Below are 18,867 nucleotides of genomic sequence, written 5' to 3' on the forward strand. Positions count from 1 at the left end.
TCGGTGTCTCAAGGCGATCGCCAAACACGATCGCGCCACAATGGTTGTCGAATCCTTCACCTGAGGCAGCAACTTCTTAAGGATTGCTGTCTAGACTGCAACCAGCTGTAACCTTTGCATATATGAGCATGAGTATCGCCGTCAGCACCTCGACAGATAAGATCATCGTCGACAAGTCGCGAAGCCATCGAAACAAGGCTGTTTCGAAGACGGTACGCGCGACGCGCGAACGGCTGCAAACCGGTTCGTCCGCCCCTTCCGGCTTTGAACGCGAAATGCTCAATCTCTATATCGGGTCCGCCTTGCATGGCGCCATTGCCGTGCCGTTGCTGGTTGCGCTCATCACTGCGGTCGGCATCTACCTTTCTGGCAATCTGAGCATCGTCGTCTGGGCCGTGATGACGCTTTCGACTCACGCCGTCACCGTCTTCCTGGCGCGAAAGGCGCGCAAGGAGGACATCGCCGCCGATAAGGTGCCGGTGTGGCGCCGCCGCTTCCTGATCGGCCAGCTGCTGATGGGCCTTTGCTGGGCGACGTTCGTCACGCAGGACTGCGCAACCTGCGGCGATATCCGCTATGGCCTGTTCGAAGGCGCCGGCCTGTTGATCGCGCTTGCTGCCACCGCGATGGGCACCTTCCTGCTGCGCAATGCCCTGCTCTACACGTTCGTACCTGTCGTCGCCGCTCTCGCCTTTTCCTCGCTGACCACGGCCGATCCGGTTCACGTCGGTCTCACCGGCGTGATCTCGCTGTCTCTGCTGTTCCTCGTCTTCATGACCGACCGCATGAACCGCGCCAATGTGCACATTCTGTCGATGCAATCGGAGAAGGACGACCTGATTGCCGAGCTCGAAGTGGCAAAATCGATGTCGGACGAAGCCCGTCGGCGCGCCGAGGAAGCGAACCTTGCCAAGTCGCGGTTCCTCGCCTCGATGTCGCACGAGCTGCGCACGCCGCTCAACGCCATTCTCGGCTTCTCCGAGGTCATGTCGACCGAAGTTCTCGGGCCGCTCAACAACCCGACCTACAAGGAATATACCAGCGACATCCACCGCTCGGGCGAACATCTCCTGAACCTGATCAACGAGATCCTCGATCTGTCGCGTATCGAGGCCGGCCGCTACGACCTCAACGAAGAGGCCGTCAGCCTGGTCGATATCGCCGACGATTGCATCGGCATGGTCCAGCTTCGCGCCCGCGCCAAGACGATTGCCATCCACGCGCAGTTCGAGCAGGGCATGCCTGCCGTCTGGGTCGACGAAAAGGCCATGCGCCAGGTGATCCTCAACCTGCTGTCGAATGCGGTGAAGTTCACCAGTTCCGGCGGGGAAGTCACCGTCAAGGTCGGCTGGACGGCCGGCGGCGGTCAATATCTCTCGATCAAGGACAATGGCCCGGGCATTCCCGATGAGGAGATCCCGATCGTGCTTTCGGCCTTCGGTCAGGGTTCCATCGCCATCAAGAGCGCCGAACAGGGCACTGGCCTCGGCCTGCCGATCGTGCAGGCGATCCTAGCCAAGCACAATGGCGAGTTCATCCTGCGCTCCAAGCTGCGCGAAGGCACCGAAGCCATCGCCATCCTGCCGGCCCGCCGCGTGCTCGAAAGCCTGCCCGCGGTCGAGGATGTGCCCGCCCCTGCCCGCCGCCGCAAAAGCTTCGCTTGATCCATGCAGATTGAGACACAACGCCTGCGGCTCCGGCCCTGGCAGGAGCGCGACGTCTCGCCTTTTGCGGTCATCAATGCCGATCCTGAAGTCCGGCGCTACTACTATCCCGCCATCCTGACACCTGAAGAAACCGCGGGCGTCATCGCAGAGTGTGATGCCCACTTGCGCCAACACGGCTTTGCCTTCATCGCACTGGAGCGCAACACGGATGCGGCCCTCATCGGCGGGCTCGGCCTTTCCATTGCCGGTAACGAAATTCCTGATGGTCCGCATGTCGAGATCGGCTGGATCCTCGGAAGGCCCTACTGGGGCAACGGCTATGCGCTGGAGGCGGCCTGCGCTTGCATGCAATATGCCTGGACGACGCTCGGACTTGCCGAAGTCATCGGCTACACCTCGCAGATCAACCATCCCTCACGGGCATTGATGGAAAAGCTGGGAATGCGGACCGATCCGGCTGAGGATTTCGACGACGTCACGGTGCCCGAAGGCAATCCGCTGCGGCCGCACGTGCTTTATCGGATCAGTCCGGCTGACCGATGAGCATTCCTTGGAAAAATGCGACGCGTTTTCCGCAATGAAATGTTGAAAAAGGAGATCGAGCGTTTCTACGAGTCCGTGGAAACCGGAAACGCTCTCGTGCTCAGCTCATGAAGCCGACGAAGATCACCACGTAGCCGGCATAGACGGCGTTGGCGACGATGAGGCAGAGGCAGGCGAAGGAGCCGAGGTCCTTGGCATTCTTGCCCATCTCCGAGATTTCCGGCGAGACGCGATCGACGATCTCTTCGATCGCCGTGTTGATCGCCTCGAACGCCATCATCAGCAGGAACAGGATCGCCATGGCGACATACTGGAAGAAGGTGGCGCCGGCGATGGCGAACGCGACCATCGCCACCGCGAAGGCGATCAGCTCGTGCCGGAACGCCGCCTCGCCGATCAGCCGTTTGGCGCCGCCCAGCGAATAGCTGGCGGCAGCGAACAGATGGCGGATCCCGGTCTGCTTTTCGACGGGGCCGGTCTGGCCGCGGCGGGGCGTGGTGTTGTTGGCGTCCATTTCATCTCGACTGGCTATAAACTGCGCTGCTTCGACATCGTCATTGAGGCGAATGCAAGGCGGTCTCGGTTGCAGAGACGCCGGCAGGTGGCTGCGGCGTGCATCTGCGCCTCTGGATAGGCGAGAAGAATGCGGCCAGCAAGGCCCGACACGCGTAGCGAAGCAGCGACGACAGCCAATCGACAGCAAACGGCGGGCCTTTGCTCAAAGGCCCGCCGTTTCTTCGTCAGTTCTTGTTGCTGACGCCGGCCTGCGCAAACGTCGCCATGCCGCCGTGGCAGGCGGCAGCCGCCTTGACGATGCCGGCGGCAAGGGCTGCACCCGTGCCCTCGCCAAGCCGCATGCCGAGCGCCAGCAGCGGCGTCTTGCCGAGCTTCTCGATCGCCCGCATATGCCCGGGCTCGCCGGAGACGTGGCCGATCAGGCAATGGTCGAGCGCCGAAGGATTGGCAGCCTTGAGGATGGCGCCAGCGGCCGTCGCGACGTAACCGTCGATGATGACAGGCACCTGCTGCATGCGGGCTGCCAGGATGGCGCCGGCCATGGCCGCGATCTCACGGCCGCCGAGGCGGCGCATCAACTCGAGCGGGTCGGACAGATGGTTGCGGTGCAGCGCGACTGCCTTTTCGACGGCGGCGATCTTGCGCTTCAGCACCTCTCCTTCCGAACCGGTGCCCGGACCGACCCAGTCTTCGGCAGAACCGCCGTAAAGGCCGAGATTGATCGCCGCGGCGATGGTCGTGTTGCCGATGCCCATCTCGCCGATGCACAAGAGGTCGGTACCGCCGGCGACAGCCTCCATGCCGAAGGCCATCGTTGCCGCGCAGTCGCGCTCGGAAAGTGCTGCCTCCTCGGTGATATCACCGGTCGGATAGTCGAGCGCCAGATCGAAGACCTTCAGGCCGAGATCGTGGCTGACGCAGATCTGATTGATCGCGGCACCGCCTGCGGCAAAGTTCTCGACCATCTGTGCCGTCACCGACGAGGGAAATGGCGTCACGCCCTGGCGGGTGACGCCGTGGTTGCCGGCGAAGATCGCGACGAGCGGCCGGTTGACCGCCGGCGGCTTGCCCGTCCAGGCGGCGAGCCAGAAGGCGATCTCCTCGAGCCGCCCGAGCGCGCCCGGCGGCTTCGTCAGTTGCGCATCGCGATCGCGTGCGGCAACCAGCGCGGCCGAATTCGGGCCTGGCAGGTTGCGCAACAATTCGCGGAAATCATCAAACGGCAGGCCGCTGGCGCTCATGGAGAAGAATCCTTGCATTTCGTGAAGTTCAATCCACGCTCCTCATAGAGGGCGAGGAAATTTCGGGCAACGACATTTGCGCCAATCCGCGTCGCCGGAGCATGATCCGCCGAACGCGCGGCGATTCGGCGCACCGGAATTTGGAGGGGCCATGACCTATCTTCGCGACTTTTGTGACGATGTGGCGCGCTCGGTCGCCTTCCTCAGCCGCATCCACATGCCGCAACGCCATTTCGTTGACTATGACGGCCGGCTCAATCGCGCCGTTCGCGCCTTTCCGCTGGCGGGCATGCTGATCGCCCTGCCCGCAGCCGCGGTCGCCTCCTTGCTGATTGCGCTTCAGGTCAGCTCCCTCTTCACCGCTTTCGTGGTCGTCGCGGTGCAGGCGCTCATCACCGGCTGCCTGCACGAGGACGGGCTCGGCGACACCGCCGATGGTTTCGGCGGCGGGCGAGACCGGGAGGCGGCGCTGGTGATCATGAAGGACAGCCGCATCGGCTCCTATGGCGCCGTGGCGCTGATCCTTTCCTTCGGCCTTCGCGTGTCGGCGCTTGCATCCTTCCTGCCGCTGTTCACGCCGACTGGCGCAGGCCTCATGATCCTCGGTGCCGCCGCCCTCAGCCGTGCGGCCATGGTCTGGCACTGGTCACGGCTGCCGCCGGCACGCCGCGACGGGGTTGCCGCCTCGGCCGGCGAACCGGACCCGGCAGCGACATCCTTCGCGCTTACCTCGGGCGTGCTCGCCGCCATGCTGCTCTTCTATTTCGCCAAGGCCCCGGCCCTTGCCCTCATCCTCTCGCTCGTCGCTTTCATCGCAACCGTTGCCGCCTTCGGCCGTCTGGCCACCCGCAAGATCGGCGGCCACACCGGCGACACCATCGGCGCTACCCAGCAACTGACGGAGATCGCTGTTCTCAGCGCCCTTGCGCTGACAGTTTGAAACGCCGATATAATCATTCGAAACAACGCTACAGTGCCGCACGTCTTGTCAGACGTGCAAAGGTCGCTGTAGCACTTTGAAATGCTGCATGTTTCCCCAAACCGGATGGGATTTGAGGAACATGCAGTCCCATTCGCCGCAACCCGGGACCGTCAGTTCAGGACCATGGAATCTCCCTGCATTCTCGTCTGTTCTATCGATGAAAAGACCGGCTACTGTTTCGGCTGCGGTCGCACACGAAACGAGATCGGCGCCTGGACGCTCTACACCGATGCCGACAGACACGCGATCATGCTGGCGCTCCCGGCAAGGCTTGAAACAATGGTGCGAAAGCCCCGGCGCGAAACGCGCCGCGCGCGCATGGCCAGGGAACGCGGCGACGCATGACACGTCTTTTGATCCTGCTCTCGATCCTTGCGATCGGCCTCCTGCTGCTGATCGTCAATCACGACGTCGGCCGCACCTTCGGACTGGCAAATGACGATTTCGGCCAGCTCGTTTCACTCGGCGCAATTGCCACGCTCTTGAGTGCCGGCATCTGGCAAAGCCGCCGCCGCTTTGGCGAAGGCGCCCGACAGGCTGCGATCTGGCTGCTCATCGTGCTGGCGCTCGTCTCGGCCTATGTCTACCGCTTCGAGTTTCAGGGCTTCGGCAACCGGGTGCTCTCCGGTCTGATGCCGGGCCGCGCGACTGTGATCACCGACAGCGAGGGTCGTCAGGAAGTGGTGCTGCAGAAGATGATCAACGGTCATTTCGAGACCAATGCCGCGGTCAACGGCAAGGAAATCAACATGCTGGTCGATACCGGCGCCAGCAGCATTGCGCTGACCTATGAAGATGCTGAGCGTATCGGTCTCGATCCGGCGAATCTGAGCTACACGATGACGGTCATGACCGCCAATGGGCAGGCGATGGCCGCACCCGTATTGCTTTCCGAGGTCGCGATCGGCCCGATCGTGCGCAACGACATCCGTGCGACGGTCGCCGCTGAAGGCAAGCTCGACCAGAGCCTGCTCGGCATGACCTTCCTCTCGACGCTCGACTTCCTGCAGATGCGCACCGACGAGCTTCGACTGCGCGATTGATCGGGCATTTGCGGCGAACGCGTCTTCGTGCATGTTGGCGAGATCCGGCCTGCGCCTATCGCCATCGCAAAACCGCCGATTATTTTTGCACGACAGACGTCAAGGAGAAGCGCCTCATGGATTTCATGCGATTGCTGAAGTCGATCGAAGAGCTTCTCTATGAACTCGTGTCATGGCTGCTGTTCTATCCGCTGACGATGTGGCGCACACTGCGGCAACCGCAGGCGATGATGCGCTATGCTGATGTGGAGCTGACGGACGATGTGTCCGAGCAATATACCGAGACGCTGAGCCCGCCACTCTTTCTGCTGATCACGCTGCTGCTCGCCCACGGCGTCGAACTCGGGCTTGTCAACCAGACGACGCCTTGGGCACCGCCGCCGCTGCTTGCAAGCCATTCCAATCTGTTGATGTTTCGCGCCGTCGCCTTCAGCATTCTGCCGCTGCTGATGGCAGTCAAGTTGCTGCACCGCAAGGGCGTGCGGCTGACCAGACACACGCTGAGGGCGCCCTTCTACAGCCAATGTTACATCACGGCGCCGTTCGCGCTTGCACTCAGCATCGGTACGCTGCTCTCCCGAGCGGAAAACCAGAAGGCGCTTGCCGCAGGCCTCGCCTTCATCCTTGTCGCGTTCGTCTGGTACGTGATCGTCGAAACGCGCTGGTTCAAGTCCGACCTCGGTCTGTCGACATCACAGGCGGCCCTGCGCGTCGTGTGGACTTTGTTTCAAGCGCTGATCGCTATTTTCCTGGTTGGCGCCGCTATCGTCTTCGGCACAGGCGCAACGCCCGCCTGATATCGGCTGGCGCCCGCAGGTTTTGGCTCTCCGCCGTCAGTTCCGCAGCCGGTAGCCGGTGCGGAAGATCCAAGCGAGAACCGACAGGCAGATCGTCAGGAACACCAGGATGATCGCGGCGCTGAAGACTGGGTTGACGTCGGACACTTCAAAGAAGCTCCAACGGAAACCGCTGATGAGATAGAGCACCGGGTTGAAGTGGCTGACCGCCTGCCAGAACGGCGGCAGCATGTCGATCGAGTAGAAGCTGCCGCCCAGGAACACCAGCGGCGGAATGACCAGCATCGGGATCAGGTTCAACTGCTCGAAGTCCTTGGCCCAGATACCGATGATGAAGCCGAACAGGCTGAACGACACGGCTGTCAGCACGAAGAAGAACACCATCGCGATGGGATGGGCGATCGAAAGATCGACGAACAGCGAAGCCGTCAACAGGATGATCGTGCCGATCATCAACCCCTTGGTCGCCGCCGCGCCGACATAGCCGAGCACGATCTCGATCATCGAGACCGGCGAGGACAGCACCTCGTAGATCGTGCCGGTGAACTTCGGAAAATAGATGCCGAACGAGCCGTTGCCGATGCACTGCGTCAGAAGCGTCAGCATGATCAGGCCCGGCGTGATGAAGGCGCCATAGGAGACGCCGTTGATCTCCTGGATGCGCGCGCCGATCGCCGCGCCGAAGACGATGAAGTAGAGCGAGGTGGAAATGACCGGCGACACCACGCTCTGCAACAGGGTGCGCCGCGTGCGCGCCATCTCGAAGAAATAGATCGACTTGATCGCTTCGATGTTCATCGTCCTGCTCCCACGATCTCGACGAAAATATCCTCCAGCGAGCTCTGCCGCGTGGAAATATCCTTGAGGCGCACGCCGGCCTCGGCAAGAGCCGCCAGCAGCGAGGTTATGCCGGTGCGGTCGGCGCTGGTGTCATAATCGTAGATCAGACAATGACCATCACCCTCAAGCATCAGGTTGTAGCCCGAGAGCGTTTCGGGCACGGCTTCCAGCGGATGCGACAGGTCGACCCGCAACTGCTTGCGCCCAAGCTTCGACATCAGCGCCGTCTTGTCCTCGACCAGCAGAATCTCGCCGCCGTTGATCACCCCGATGCGGTCGGCGATCTCTTCTGCCTCTTCGATGTAGTGCGTCGTCAGGATGATCGTCACGCCCGAGGCGCGCAGCCGCTCGACGACTTCCCACATGCTCTTGCGCAGGCTGACGTCGACGCCGGCCGTCGGCTCGTCGAGGAAGAGCACGCGCGGTTCATGCGACAGCGCCTTGGCGATCAGCACACGACGCTTCATGCCGCCGGAAAGCTCGCGCAGCATGTTGTCCTTCTTGTCCCACAGCGACAGATCCTTCAGCACCTTTTCGATATGGGCCGGGTTCGGCTTCTTGCCGTGCAGGCCGCGCGAAAAGGTGACGGTGTTCCAGACGGTCTCGAAGGCGTCCGTCGTCAGTTCCTGCGGCACCAGACCGATCATCGACCGCGTCTCGCGAAAATCGCGCACGACGTCATGGCCGTTGACCGTCACGGTACCACCACTCGGGTTGACGATGCCGCAGATGATCGAGATCAGCGTGGTCTTGCCCGCCCCGTTCGGACCAAGCAGGGCCAGGATCTCGCCCTGCTCGATATCGAGGCTAACGCCTTTCAGCGCCTTGAAGCCCGAGGCATAGGTCTTCGAAAGATTGGAAACGGAAACGATTGGTGCCATGAAGCTGATCCGGAATGCGGGGGGCGAAGTCGGCAGGTCACGCCTATATGGGCCGTTTCATCACGATTTGCAGCCCGCGCCCCGCAAAAAACAAGGTGACAGAGCGTCAACATCAGGACAATCGGCCGCTTTCCATTCCGATCGGACCTCGGCCCTCACCTTGCTGACGCGATCCCACCCGCGGCAACCGGTCGTGCAGCACCATGCCGGCAAGCATGGCGACCACGAAGAGTGCCGTCGCCGGCAACCCGAGCGACAGCGATGCCAGCGCGGGGCCAGGACATAGGCCGACAAGGCCCCAGCCGACACCGAAGATCGCCGAGCCTATGATCAAGCGACGGTCGATCACGCGGTTCGAAGGCAGATGAAAGGCATCGTCGAGCAGCGGGCGCCGCATGCGCCGGGTCAAGAGAACGCCAAGCGCCGAGACGGCGACAGCGCCTCCGAGCACGAAGGCAAGGCTCGGGTTCCAGTCGCGCGTGACGTCGAGAAAGCCGCGAACGCGGGCCGGATCCAACATGCCGGAGAGCGACAGGCCGATACCGAAGATCACGCCGGAGGCAAGCGTTGCCAACAGGCGCGGGAAGGCGCTGCCGTTCATTGGACGAAACCTTGGAGATAGACGGTGACGACGGCAGCGATCATGAAGGTCGCAACCGCTGCAATCGACCGGCGGGAAAGCCGGGCGAGACCGACGACACCATGTCCGCTGGTGCAGCCTGAACCCATGCGCGAGCCAAAGCCGACAAGCAACCCGCCGACCACCAGCAACGGCCAGGAGGAGGTGACGGTGACGGTTGGCCAGATGCCGGAGAAAAGACGGTAGATCACCGGGCCAGCCAGCAGGCCAAGAACGAAGACGATGCCGGTCGAGGCCTGCACACCCTGCAGCAGCCTGCCGGCAATTCCGCTGACACCGGCCACACGTCCGTTTGCCACCATCAGTATTGCCGCCGAAAGCCCGATCAGCAGGCCTCCGGCAAGCGCATTCCAGTACTCATTCATTTTTTCGCGCCTTCGCGACAGAAGATTTGACAAAGCGTGCCCACGAGCCGGGCGACCTTATCATGGCTCAGGCGATAGAAAACCTGCTTGGCCTGCCGCCGCGTCGAAACGACGCCGGCTTCCCGCAGCACAGTCAGTTGCTGTGAGAGCGTCGGCTGTCGGATTCCGAGCAATTCCTCAAGTGCCGCCACCGAATGCTCCCCTTCGAGAAGCGTCGTCACGATCAGCAGTCTGTTGCGATTGGCAAGCGTGCGCAGGATCTTCGAAACTTCTGTGGCATGCGCGGTCATGTCGGCGCGCACGCCGGGAAATCGCATCACAGTTCCCATGCCGTCCTCCCGTCGTATCAAGGAGTGAGTAGAACCCTAAAACAATGCGTCCGGGACAAGCCCGGATTCTATCCATGATTGTTATATGAAGTAATATAATATCATATTACTTATACGCAAGCCAGACGACACACAAACGCGTTACCGACCCACTTCGGCCCGCACCGATCCTCACAGAGAAAATAATACCGCAAATTCAGCTTGTTACAATTGCGCACCACGGGAGAACGACGCGCCAAAGTTGGGTCGATTCCTGAAATCAACCATGAGGAAGCGCTAAAACCTACGGTATAAAAACGGCTTAACCGTACAGGCTGTAGAAAAAACGGGCTGCAATCAGAATCATGAAAATGCCGAATCCGACCTCGAGCTGCCGGCGGTTCATGGCGTGAGCGGCGCGCACGCCGAGTGGCGCAACCAGCAGGGTGATCGGTATGATCAGGCCAACGGCGATCCAGTTGATGAAGCCGGTCGAAAACGGCGGCAGGCCCGGCATGCCCCACCCGGCCCAGACGTAGCCGAACAGACCAGGGATAGAGATCAACACACCGACGCCCGCAGACGTCGCGACCGCCTGGTGAATCGGGCGGTTATAGAGCGTCATGAAGGTGTTGTTGAGAACGCCGCCACCGATGCCCATCAGCCCCGAGAGGATGCCGATCGCCACGCCGACCAGCCATTTCACCGGATTGGCCGGCAGGTCGGATCCAAGCCGCCAGCTCGCGCGGTTGAGCAGCATGCGAAAGGCGACGGCAAGCGCGATCACCGCAAAGATCAGCCGAAGCGTTCCGCTGCTGATAGAAGCCGCGATGACCGACGCAAGGATCGCGCCAAGCGGCACGGCAATGGTCCAGTTTCGCAACAGCGCCATGTCGACGACGCCGCGTTTGTAGTGCGACAGGAAGGACCGCACCGAGGTCGGCACGATGATGGCAAGCGACGTCCCGACCGAAAGATGCATGCGAACCGCATCGTCGATGCCGAGCAGCCCAAAGACCTGGTAAAAGACGGGAACGAGGATCGCTCCGCCGCCAATGCCAAAGAGACCGGCAAGCAGCCCTGCGACCACGCCGGCGGCGGCCAGCGCCAGGGCAAACATCATCAGTTCCGAAACCGGCGGCACGGCGTGCTCCATCGTAATAGTGGGAATCCGGCGAACGAACGCAACATTGCCGCCGACGCGGCAGTTCTGTCACAAAACGGTGATGCTTTTCAATCAGTTTGGCGTGGCACGCGGCACGCCCGCCACGTGATTTGCACGCATCACTTGATCTCCGGAGCCTCCCCCTTTCTCCGGATACAGGCCGGCACCACCTCCGCCGGCCTCTTTTTTTGCCGGCTCACGATAGGCGCGATGCTGACGGATGCTCAATCACAGTGACGATAACCGGTCTTGCGCGTCCGCAGGTCGAAGTGGAAATGATCCTTGTGAAAGGGATCGCTGCCGGGGCCGAGAACCGTATTGAAGTATTTGCAGCTGTCGGTGCGAACGGCCTTCAAAAGCCCCTTCTCGCGAAAGGCGAAGAAGCCCTTCTTGCGCACGTCGATTTCCTTGCCGTTCTTCAGCACGAACTTGCCGACATCGATGGCGTTGCCATGCGCATGCTCGGACATCGGGTTGCCCCGGCGCGAGTTCATGGTGCGGCAGGAGTAGCCGCCGAGCGGCTTGATCGTCTTGACGCCGGACCAGTAGCGATAGCGCGACGATGGCGCCAGCTCGTATTTCACCCACTTCGCGAAGGCTTCGGTCACTTCGCAGTTGAGCTTGACGGCGGGCTTGACGTCGATGCCGCCCGACAGACCGCCGAGTTCGATCGGATAGTCGATGCCGCAGGAAGGGCCGTTGCTGATGCGCGGGATATCGCGGAACTCGACGCCGAGCTTGCGCAGCCGCTGGCGGCAGGCGACTTCAGAGCGAGGCATCTGGCCGGTATATTGTGATTCCGGCTCCGCCATCGGATTGCGGGTGCGCGGCAGCATCGCCACCTGCTGCGGCTCCTGAGCGCGCTGCATCGCCTTTTGCCGCTCGAAGGCACGGATACGCTCAGCCTCTTCGGCTGCAATCTGTTCTTCCGTCAGCGGTGGCAGATCCGGGTCGCCGCCAAGGCTCGCCTGCGCCTCGTTCAAGGTCTGCGGCGGACTGCCAAGTTGGCGGACATTGTCCTCGCCGATACCACCGACGACAGGCTGGCTGGCATTGCCCTCGGCGATCTCGTTGCTCTGCTCCTCCGCCAGCCCGACCACCGGCTCCACGCCAAGCATCTGATCCATGTTGACGCCTTCGGACGGAATGGCGGTCGAACCAGTGTTGACCTGCTGGGCGCCCGAACGCGCCGCCTCCTCGCTGTCGATCATCGGCAAGGCGCGGCGTTTCTGCTGATGCGTCGAGGCAGGCATTGTTGTGCCGCCGCTGTTGCTGAAAGTCGAAACCGGCTCTCCGGAAGGATAGGCGGCTACCTCCTGCTCGGGCACGGCATCGACAGGAACGGGCCTGATCGCACCGACGCGTTCGCCGCCGTCGATACGGGCCGAGGGCGTCAATACATCGGTCGTGCAGGCGACAAGAGAGAGCGACAGCGCGAGCGCCGCCAACGGACGATGGAGTGAGGAAACATACGCCATACCGATTTGCCGCCTTCATCCAGCGTATGCGCCCGAAAATCGGCATCGATTTTCGAAGAAGCCCATACGTGCGCACCCACCCGAAATCAAAACGGTGCAGGCCGCCTGTGTCGCAAACCGGGCACGCCGCCGAAAAAGCCCGATTTGGAACCTATTTTATGCAAACACGGTAAATGAAGCCTTGCGAGGCACACCCAACATCAAGCAGGTCGGCAGTCGAAATCGTGTCGGGCTTACAGCGCCGCGCTGACGCGCAAAGGACGCTGTAACGCATGAAACCTGCGGCATGATTTTCTCCGCGGCGACGCCGGCATCAGCGATACCGATGGCATGCCGACGCAAAAAGGCCCGCGCAGATTGCTCGACGCGGGCCTTTGTTCTTACAGCTTACAGCGCCGCGCGTCTTATTAGACGCGCAAAGGTCGCTGTAGCACTTTGAATTGCTGCATGTTTTTATCCTTAAATCGAATACGATTTGAGGAAACATGCAGTAGGCGTGCTTAGCGGCACTCACCGGGGTGTACGACCCGGAAGCCGGCGCCGCCCGCTTCGCAGGAATTCGGGAAGGTCTGAACTCTGCTGCCGCGTTGACCGCAGACCGGTGCGTATTCGCGGGTGCAGAACTGGCCCTGCGGCGGACGGTCGTCGTCGCGGCGGCATTCGCCTGGCGAAACCACCCGGAAGCCATCGGCCCGCGCCATGCAGGCATTCGAGAACGTCTGCTGCTGGCGACCGCGCTGGCCGCACACCGGAGCATATTCACGCGTGCAGGCCTGCGGCTGCGGCTCCGGCGGACGGTAATCCGGGCGGCACTCGCCGCGGTGGATTACGTTGAAGCCGTCGGCCCGCGCCTGGCACGAATTCGAGAAGGTACGCGTGCGGTTGCCCCGCGCCCCGCAGACCGGCGCATATTCCATCGTGCACATCGGCGGACGGATCGGCCCCGGACCGGGCCTCGGCTCGTCAACCACGACGGTACACGCGGACAGAAATCCGAATGCCAACAGAATTGCCGCCCCCGGCCGCGTAAAAAGAAGTCTGAGAAGCGCCATCAATATCCCTCTAACACCGGCAGACAGGCGACCCGGCGCCATGCCGCGTCATTCCACCTCCCGTTCAGCCGTATCTATCTCCGCACACGGATTGGTCAAGCCCGCTCCCGCTTCGACAAACCAATGGTTGAACTGCTCGGTCGTCAACGAACGGGAGCAAGCCGAACCCGCCTCACACCGCACTCAAATTTCAGCTTGATCGGCGCGTGCCGCATACAGTCCGAAATGCAGAAAGGCCCGCGTGCTGCCGCACACAGGCCCTTCATTGATCACGCTGGCGTCGTGCTCAGGCAGCGCGACCGTAAGCGGTCTGCCTTGCTGTTTCCCGCAACCGGAACTTGGTCAGCAGCATCTTCAGTTCGCGGCTCTCGGCTGCGAGCGTCTGGCTTGCTGCCGTCGTCTCCTCCACCATGGCGGCGTTCTGCTGGGTCATCTGGTCCATGCTGTTGACGGCGGTATTGACCTCCGCCAGGCCGGTCGCCTGTTCGCGGGCTGCCGTTGCAATCAAGGCGACCTGTTCGTTGACGCGGTTGACCAGCGCTTCGATCTCCGTCAGCGCATCGCCGGTCGAGCGCACGAGCTCGACGCCGGCGCCAACTTCGCGCACCGATGTTCCGATCAGTGCCTTGATCTCCTTGGCGGCACCGGCAGAACGTTGCGCCAGTTCGCGCACTTCCTGCGCAACCACGGCAAAGCCACGGCCGGCTTCGCCTGCCCGCGCCGCTTCGACGCCGGCGTTCAGCGCCAGAAGGTTGGTCTGGAAGGCGATCTCGTCGATCACGCCGATGATCTGGCTGATCCGGCTCGATGAGGTCTCGATCCGCCCCATGGCGTCGATGGCATTGCGCACGATGCCGCCGGATTTCGCAGCACTCGCCCTGGTCTCATCGACCATGTTGCGCGCTTCGTTGGCCCGGTCGGAGGAATGACGCACCGTCGACGTAATCTCGTCGAGGGCAGCTGCCGGTCTTCCAGTGCCGCCGCCTGCTGTTCGGTACGGCGCGACAGGTTGTTGGCCGCCTCCGAAATGTCTCCAGCGCTGGCGGTGACGATCTCGGTCGAATGCGAGATTGAACCGATGACATCGCGCAGAGCAGCAACGGCCGTGTTGAAGTCCTGCCTCAGCTTGCCGTACTCAGGGGCGATATCGCCAATTTCAGCCGTCAGGTCACCGCTTGCCAGCAGTTCGAGGGCGGCACCGACTGTCTCCATCGCATCGGCCTGTGCGTCGGCCGTTGCCCGCTGGCGCTGCTCATTGCCGCGCCGCTCGGACGCCAGCCTGTCCTGTTGCTCGGCCTCGCGGAAGCGCAGCTCCAGTCGCTCGCGCACCGAGTCGCGCAGCACGACGAGAACCTTGGCCATCTGGCCGATCTCGTCTCCGCGGTCGGTTTCCGGCACTTCGGATGACAGGTCCTCATCGGCAATCGACCGCATCGAGGCCTTCAGCTTTTCGACCGGCTTGACGACGCTGCGCACGATCGCCAGCGCCGCCATCACGATCGCCAGCGCCGCGGCGAGAAGAATGCCGGCCACCTGCCACGCGCGTTCACGGAACATGGCGGTGAGGTCGTCGGAATAGACGCCGGTGCCGACCACCCAGCCCCAGGGCCTGAAGCCGGCGAGGTGCGAATACTTCAGCACAGGCTCGTCGGCGCCCGGCTTCGGCCAGTAGTAGTCGACGAAGCCCTGCCCGCTCTTTTCCACCGTCTTCACAAATTCGACAAAGAGGTGCTTGCCATTGGGATCCTTGTTGGCGGAAAGATCCCTGCCATCCAGTTCCGGCTTGATCGGATGCATGATCATCGTCGGATGCATGTCGTTGATCCAGAAGTAACCGCTGCCCTGGTAGCGCATCGCCTTGATCGCTTCGAGGGCGCGCTTCTGCGCGTCTTCGCGCGACAGCGTGCCGGCCACTTCCTGTTTGTGGTAGGCGTCGAACACCGCAATGGCGTTCTCGTTCATTGCCGACAGCATCGCCTTGCGTTCGCCCACGAGCTTGTCCTGCGCCTGAAGCAGACCGAAGGTCAGCGCCGCCGCCATGGTCAAAAGTGCGAACGCGACGAGCGCGTAGAGCCGCACCGAAATCCTGAATCGTTTCATCCCCAGTCCCCTGCCTCCAGTAGAAGCGTGCAGGATAGGGACCGCGCTTTGCAAAGCCCCTAACAAACGATCCCTAATTTTTACAATTCTGAATTATCACCTTCGAAAGGAATGGCGTTCGCCATCATGGACTAACGCGATTTGTCGCCCGCCGCTCTTCCCTGACGAAGCAACCATGCGCTACATCTTTCCCGACACAGGGAGACAGGCCGCATGACCGCAGACAACAAACCGACCGGCGAACTGACCTTGCGCACGCTCGCAATGCCTGCCGACGCCAATGCCGCCGGCGATATTTTCGGCGGCTGGGTCATGGCGCAGATGGACCTTTCCTGCGGCATTCGCGCCGCCGAGCGGGCCCGTGGCCGCGTGGTGACGGCAGCGGTGAAGGAAATGGCCTTCGCGCTACCGATCAAGATCGGCGATACGCTCTGCATCTACACCGATGTCGTCAAGGTCGGACGCACATCGATGACGCTCAAGGTCGAGGCCTGGGCGCAGCGCTATCTCTCGCATCTGATGGAAAAGGTGACCGACGCGATCTTCGTCATGGTCGCGCTCGACGAAAATGGCAAGCCGAAGGCGGTACCGGAGGAATAGGAGGAGCGTTCATGGATCCGACCCTACCTGATCCGGCGATTTTCTCGCATATCCGCGTCGTCATGGGCATGGTCGTCAGTCTCAGCCTTGCGAGACTGCTGAGCGGGCTTGCCCTCTTCGTGCAGCATCCGGGAAAGACCGGGGTCTACTGGATCCACCTCGGCTGGGTCCTGTTCATGTTCGTCTTTCTCGTGCACTTCTGGTGGTGGGAATTCCACCTCCATGCCCTGCCTGTGCTTGACGTCACCGTCTATCTCTTTCTCATCCTCTATTGCTGCGTCTTCTTCTTTCTTTGCGTGCTCTTGTTTCCGACGACACTGGAGGATTACAGCGACTACGAGCATTACTTCATGTCGCGGCGAAGCTGGTTCTTTGCGTTTCTGGCACTCGCCTTTGCCGTCGACCTCGTCGACACCGCGCTCAAGGGCAAGGCCTATTTCACGTCCTACGGACTGGAATACCCGATCCGCAACGTGACCTACATTGTGCTCTGCCTGATCGCCGCCTGGACGCCGAACCGGCGTTTCCATGCCGCGTTCCTCATCGGCGCCGTCACCTATCAGCTTGTCTGGATGTACCGCGCCTTCGACCTCTTGGATTGAACACCGCCAAGGCTGTTCTTGACCACCACAATGACGTTATTCCCGAGCTGCCTCTCCTGCCGCAAAAGCGTTCCGCAAAATGCGCCGACAACAAAACAAACAAACTCCATAAATTTTATATTCTTCTCTTACACTGATCCCAGTTCACCGGACGGCGCCCTAGGCCCGCCAGCAAACAGGAGCGGGACAGATGTTCAAACTGACCAGACGGCTTTTCGGCACCGGCCTCTTCACCGCCGCAGTACTGGCCTCCTTCGGCGTCATGGCCGAAGAGCTGAAGGAATTCCGCATCGGCTTCCAAAAGACCGGCCTGCCTGTTGTCGCCCAGCAGCAGAAGGTTATCGAGAAAGCGCTGGAGCCGAAAGGCATCGCCGTTTCCTGGGTGGAGTTCACCGCCGGGCCACCGCTGGTCGAAGCGTTGAACGTCGGTTCCATCGATGTCGGCTGGACCGGCGACGCACCGCCGATCTTCGGCCAGGCCGCCGGCTCGGCGATCGTCTATGCCGCTGCACTTCCGTCGAACGGCAAGGGCGAAGCGATCTTCGTCAAGCCGGGCTCGCCGATCCAGACGCTCGCGGATCTCAAGGGCAAGAAGATCGGTGTCGGCAAGGGCACCAGCGCCCACAATCTGGTGGTCGCTGCTCTGGAGAAGGCAGGCATCGGCTTCGGCGACGTTACCCCTGTTTATCTGAGCCCCGCCGATGCGGCGGCCGCCTTCGCCAGCGACAAGATCGATGCCTGGGCTGTCTGGGATCCATTCTTCGCCATCGCCGAAACGCGCTACAAGCCACGCATTCTGACGACGTCGGCCGAGACCTTGAAGGTCAACACCTATTTCCTCGCCAACCGCGACTTCGCTGCCAACCATGCAGACGCCGTCACCACCACGATTGCAGCGCTGAAGGAGGCCTCCGTCTGGGCCGACGCCAACCGCGACAAGGTGGCGGCCGCCTTGCATGAGGTGACCGGCGTGCCGCTTGAGGCACAGACGATCGCGGCGAACCGCAGCGTCTTTTCGATCGGGCCGATCACCGACGATATCGTCGCCGGCCAGCAGCAGACCGCCGATCGCTTCTTCAAGCTCGGGCTCATCCCCAAGCAGATCACCATTTCCGATGCTGTCTGGACGGCGCCGGGCAACTGATCCCTCTCCCTCCCAAGGCGAGAACCGGCCGGCGTCGAGACGGAAGTTTCGGCGCCGGCGCCGCGAAGACAGAAGGCCCCGAACAGACGAGGACCTAAGCCATGGTGAGAACCGCACCGAACACCGTCGCGCGCAACCTTGCGGGCTGGCTGCTGCCCGCCGCCCTGATCCTTGCCTGGGAAGCGGCTTCCCGCGCGGGCCTGATTTCCGAGAGCGTGATGGCGCCGCCCTCGGCCGTGCTTGCCGCCTTCGTCCGTCTCCTCGCCTCGGGAGAGCTTGTCGAAAACATCGGCATCAGCACGCTGCGGGCACTTTCGGGTTTTGTCATCGGCGGTTCGATCGGTTTTGCGTTCGGACTTGCCAACGGCCTGTCACGCTTGAGCCGGGATCTGACCGACACGACGCTGCAGATGGTGCGCAACATTCCGCATCTGGCACTGATCCCGCTGGTCATCCTGTGGTTCGGCATCGACGAAGAGGCCAAGCTGTTCCTCGTCGCGCTCGGCGTCTTCTTCCCGATCTACGTCAACACGCTGCTCGGCATCCAGGGAGTCGACCCGCAGCTCGTGGAGATGGGCCGGATCTACGGCATGTCGAGGCGCGAACTCTTCTTCCGCGTCATCCTGCCAGGCGCCCTGCCGGCAATCTTCGTCGGCCTGCGCTATGCGCTCGGCATCATGTGGCTGACGCTGATTGTGGCCGAGACGATCGCGGCCTCCTCAGGCCTCGGCTACATGGCGATGCAGGCACGGGAGTTCCTGCTGATCGATGTCGTCATCCTGTCGATCCTGATCTACGCGCTGCTCGGCAAACTCGCAGATAGCTTCGCACGGTTGCTCGAGCGACTGACGCTGCAATGGCACCCGGCCTTCCAGCCGGCCTGATTGCCGTTGAACTGGACGA

Annotated in this window: 20 protein-coding genes and 1 pseudogene; 10 read left to right on the forward strand and 11 right to left on the reverse strand. The window is 62.0% G+C overall.

The annotated features are described in order from the left end of the window. Positions 1–128 precede the first annotated feature (128 nt). Together ASD00_RS21190 and ASD00_RS21195 are read left to right on the forward strand one after the other, a co-directional pair. The gene (locus ASD00_RS21190; protein ID WP_025427271.1) at positions 129–1,664 is read left to right on the forward strand and encodes a HAMP domain-containing sensor histidine kinase; all 1,536 of its coding nucleotides are present in this window, start codon (positions 129–131) and stop codon (positions 1,662–1,664) included. A gap of 3 nt (positions 1,665–1,667) precedes the next feature. Then, on the forward strand, positions 1,668–2,210 hold the full coding sequence (locus ASD00_RS21195; protein ID WP_025427272.1) for a GNAT family N-acetyltransferase: 543 nt from the start codon (positions 1,668–1,670) through the stop codon (positions 2,208–2,210). 100 nt (positions 2,211–2,310) lie between these two features. Here ASD00_RS21195 and ASD00_RS21200 read toward each other — a convergent pair whose 3' ends face one another. Together ASD00_RS21200 and cobT are read right to left on the reverse strand one after the other, a co-directional pair. After that, a complete protein-coding gene (locus ASD00_RS21200) occupies positions 2,311–2,724 on the reverse strand; it encodes a diacylglycerol kinase (RefSeq protein WP_025427273.1) in 414 nt (137 codons plus the stop codon). A gap of 226 nt (positions 2,725–2,950) precedes the next feature. Beyond that, positions 2,951–3,967 carry a nicotinate-nucleotide--dimethylbenzimidazole phosphoribosyltransferase gene (gene cobT, locus ASD00_RS21205; protein WP_025427274.1) on the reverse strand — a complete coding sequence of 339 codons (1,017 nt, stop codon included), beginning with the start codon at positions 3,965–3,967 and terminating at the stop codon, positions 2,951–2,953. A gap of 151 nt (positions 3,968–4,118) precedes the next feature. On the opposite strand from cobT, the gene ASD00_RS21210 reads away from it, so the two are divergent. The 4 genes from ASD00_RS21210 (at position 4,119) to ASD00_RS21225 (ending at position 6,789) form a co-directional block, all read left to right on the forward strand. Then, positions 4,119–4,907 carry an adenosylcobinamide-GDP ribazoletransferase gene (locus ASD00_RS21210; RefSeq protein WP_025427275.1) on the forward strand — a complete coding sequence of 263 codons (789 nt, stop codon included), beginning with the start codon at positions 4,119–4,121 and terminating at the stop codon, positions 4,905–4,907. Between the two features lie 165 nt (positions 4,908–5,072). Then, positions 5,073–5,294 carry a DUF1289 domain-containing protein gene (locus ASD00_RS21215; protein ID WP_025427276.1) on the forward strand — a complete coding sequence of 74 codons (222 nt, stop codon included), beginning with the start codon at positions 5,073–5,075 and terminating at the stop codon, positions 5,292–5,294. Further along, entirely contained in the window at positions 5,291–5,992 is a 702-nt protein-coding gene (locus ASD00_RS21220; protein WP_025427277.1) for a TIGR02281 family clan AA aspartic protease, read from the forward strand. Before ASD00_RS21215 ends, ASD00_RS21220 begins: the two co-directional genes overlap by 4 nt. 116 nt (positions 5,993–6,108) lie before the next feature. Further along, positions 6,109–6,789 (forward strand): hypothetical protein, encoded by a 681-nt coding sequence (locus ASD00_RS21225; RefSeq protein WP_025427278.1) that lies wholly within the window; start codon positions 6,109–6,111, stop codon positions 6,787–6,789. A gap of 36 nt (positions 6,790–6,825) precedes the next feature. Here the strand turns inward: ASD00_RS21225 and ASD00_RS21230 are convergent, their stop codons facing one another. From ASD00_RS21230 to ASD00_RS21270, 9 genes and pseudogenes are all read right to left on the reverse strand, one after another. Beyond that, complete coding sequence (locus ASD00_RS21230) at positions 6,826–7,587, reverse strand: ABC transporter permease (protein WP_025427279.1); 762 nt, start codon at positions 7,585–7,587, stop codon at positions 6,826–6,828. Beyond that, a complete protein-coding gene (locus ASD00_RS21235) occupies positions 7,584–8,510 on the reverse strand; it encodes an ABC transporter ATP-binding protein (protein ID WP_025427280.1) in 927 nt (308 codons plus the stop codon). The genes ASD00_RS21230 and ASD00_RS21235 overlap by 4 nt, the downstream gene beginning before the upstream one ends. A 112-nt stretch (positions 8,511–8,622) precedes the next feature. Then, positions 8,623–9,111, reverse strand: a complete 489-nt coding sequence (locus tag ASD00_RS21240; RefSeq protein ID WP_025427281.1) for a YeeE/YedE family protein — start codon at positions 9,109–9,111, stop codon at positions 8,623–8,625. Continuing rightward, a complete protein-coding gene (locus ASD00_RS21245) occupies positions 9,108–9,515 on the reverse strand; it encodes a YeeE/YedE family protein (RefSeq protein WP_025427282.1) in 408 nt (135 codons plus the stop codon). Before ASD00_RS21245 ends, ASD00_RS21240 begins: the two co-directional genes overlap by 4 nt. Beyond that, the gene (locus ASD00_RS21250; RefSeq protein WP_025427283.1) at positions 9,512–9,844 is read right to left on the reverse strand and encodes a metalloregulator ArsR/SmtB family transcription factor; all 333 of its coding nucleotides are present in this window, start codon (positions 9,842–9,844) and stop codon (positions 9,512–9,514) included. Before ASD00_RS21250 ends, ASD00_RS21245 begins: the two co-directional genes overlap by 4 nt. Positions 9,845–10,145: 301 nt before the next feature. After that, positions 10,146–10,967: a sulfite exporter TauE/SafE family protein gene (locus tag ASD00_RS21255; RefSeq protein WP_025427284.1), complete on the reverse strand. Its 822-nt coding sequence runs from the start codon at positions 10,965–10,967 to the stop codon at positions 10,146–10,148. A 245-nt stretch (positions 10,968–11,212) separates the two neighbouring features. Then, entirely contained in the window at positions 11,213–12,466 is a 1,254-nt protein-coding gene (locus ASD00_RS21260; RefSeq protein WP_025427285.1) for an extensin family protein, read from the reverse strand. A 500-nt stretch (positions 12,467–12,966) separates the two neighbouring features. Beyond that, positions 12,967–13,518, reverse strand: coding sequence for a Kazal-type serine protease inhibitor domain-containing protein (locus ASD00_RS21265; RefSeq protein ID WP_025427286.1), 552 nt, complete (start codon positions 13,516–13,518; stop codon positions 12,967–12,969). Between the two features lie 286 nt (positions 13,519–13,804). After that, a pseudogene (locus ASD00_RS21270) lies at positions 13,805–15,618 on the reverse strand (methyl-accepting chemotaxis protein). 213 nt (positions 15,619–15,831) lie between these two features. On the opposite strand from ASD00_RS21270, the gene ASD00_RS21275 reads away from it, so the two are divergent. From ASD00_RS21275 to ASD00_RS21290, 4 genes are all read left to right on the forward strand, one after another. Next, a complete protein-coding gene (locus ASD00_RS21275; RefSeq protein ID WP_025427288.1) occupies positions 15,832–16,218 on the forward strand; it encodes an acyl-CoA thioesterase in 387 nt (128 codons plus the stop codon). An 11-nt stretch (positions 16,219–16,229) separates the two neighbouring features. Beyond that, positions 16,230–16,820 (forward strand): hypothetical protein, encoded by a 591-nt coding sequence (locus tag ASD00_RS21280; protein WP_025427289.1) that lies wholly within the window; start codon positions 16,230–16,232, stop codon positions 16,818–16,820. A 190-nt stretch (positions 16,821–17,010) separates the two neighbouring features. After that, positions 17,011–17,964: an aliphatic sulfonate ABC transporter substrate-binding protein gene (locus tag ASD00_RS21285; RefSeq protein ID WP_025427290.1), complete on the forward strand. Its 954-nt coding sequence runs from the start codon at positions 17,011–17,013 to the stop codon at positions 17,962–17,964. Between the two features lie 101 nt (positions 17,965–18,065). Continuing rightward, positions 18,066–18,848, forward strand: a complete 783-nt coding sequence (locus ASD00_RS21290; RefSeq protein ID WP_051509170.1) for an ABC transporter permease subunit — start codon at positions 18,066–18,068, stop codon at positions 18,846–18,848. Positions 18,849–18,867 lie beyond the last annotated feature (19 nt).

The organism is Ensifer sp. Root31 (genome assembly GCF_001424825.1).
Taxonomy (GTDB): Bacteria; Pseudomonadota; Alphaproteobacteria; order Rhizobiales; family Rhizobiaceae; genus Ensifer; species Ensifer canadensis.

Excerpts from the sequence above, each read along its gene's own strand:
- ASD00_RS21190 (WP_025427271.1), top strand. The coding sequence starts at position 129 with ATGAGTATCGCCGTCAGCACCTCGACAGATAAGATCATCGTCGACAAG.
- ASD00_RS21195 (WP_025427272.1), top strand. The coding sequence starts at position 1,668 with ATGCAGATTGAGACACAACGCCTGCGGCTCCGGCCCTGGCAGGAGCGC.
- ASD00_RS21200 (WP_025427273.1), bottom strand. The coding sequence starts at position 2,724 with ATGGACGCCAACAACACCACGCCCCGCCGCGGCCAGACCGGCCCCGTC.
- cobT (WP_025427274.1), bottom strand. The coding sequence starts at position 3,967 with ATGAGCGCCAGCGGCCTGCCGTTTGATGATTTCCGCGAATTGTTGCGC.
- ASD00_RS21210 (WP_025427275.1), top strand. The coding sequence starts at position 4,119 with ATGACCTATCTTCGCGACTTTTGTGACGATGTGGCGCGCTCGGTCGCC.
- ASD00_RS21215 (WP_025427276.1), top strand. The coding sequence starts at position 5,073 with ATGGAATCTCCCTGCATTCTCGTCTGTTCTATCGATGAAAAGACCGGC.
- ASD00_RS21220 (WP_025427277.1), top strand. The coding sequence starts at position 5,291 with ATGACACGTCTTTTGATCCTGCTCTCGATCCTTGCGATCGGCCTCCTG.
- ASD00_RS21225 (WP_025427278.1), top strand. The coding sequence starts at position 6,109 with ATGGATTTCATGCGATTGCTGAAGTCGATCGAAGAGCTTCTCTATGAA.
- ASD00_RS21230 (WP_025427279.1), bottom strand. The coding sequence starts at position 7,587 with ATGAACATCGAAGCGATCAAGTCGATCTATTTCTTCGAGATGGCGCGC.
- ASD00_RS21235 (WP_025427280.1), bottom strand. The coding sequence starts at position 8,510 with ATGGCACCAATCGTTTCCGTTTCCAATCTTTCGAAGACCTATGCCTCG.
- ASD00_RS21240 (WP_025427281.1), bottom strand. The coding sequence starts at position 9,111 with ATGAACGGCAGCGCCTTCCCGCGCCTGTTGGCAACGCTTGCCTCCGGC.
- ASD00_RS21245 (WP_025427282.1), bottom strand. The coding sequence starts at position 9,515 with ATGAATGAGTACTGGAATGCGCTTGCCGGAGGCCTGCTGATCGGGCTT.
- ASD00_RS21250 (WP_025427283.1), bottom strand. The coding sequence starts at position 9,844 with ATGGGAACTGTGATGCGATTTCCCGGCGTGCGCGCCGACATGACCGCG.
- ASD00_RS21260 (WP_025427285.1), bottom strand. The coding sequence starts at position 12,466 with ATGGCGTATGTTTCCTCACTCCATCGTCCGTTGGCGGCGCTCGCGCTG.
- ASD00_RS21265 (WP_025427286.1), bottom strand. The coding sequence starts at position 13,518 with ATGGCGCTTCTCAGACTTCTTTTTACGCGGCCGGGGGCGGCAATTCTG.
- ASD00_RS21275 (WP_025427288.1), top strand. The coding sequence starts at position 15,832 with ATGACCGCAGACAACAAACCGACCGGCGAACTGACCTTGCGCACGCTC.
- ASD00_RS21280 (WP_025427289.1), top strand. The coding sequence starts at position 16,230 with ATGGATCCGACCCTACCTGATCCGGCGATTTTCTCGCATATCCGCGTC.
- ASD00_RS21285 (WP_025427290.1), top strand. The coding sequence starts at position 17,011 with ATGTTCAAACTGACCAGACGGCTTTTCGGCACCGGCCTCTTCACCGCC.
- ASD00_RS21290 (WP_051509170.1), top strand. The coding sequence starts at position 18,066 with ATGGTGAGAACCGCACCGAACACCGTCGCGCGCAACCTTGCGGGCTGG.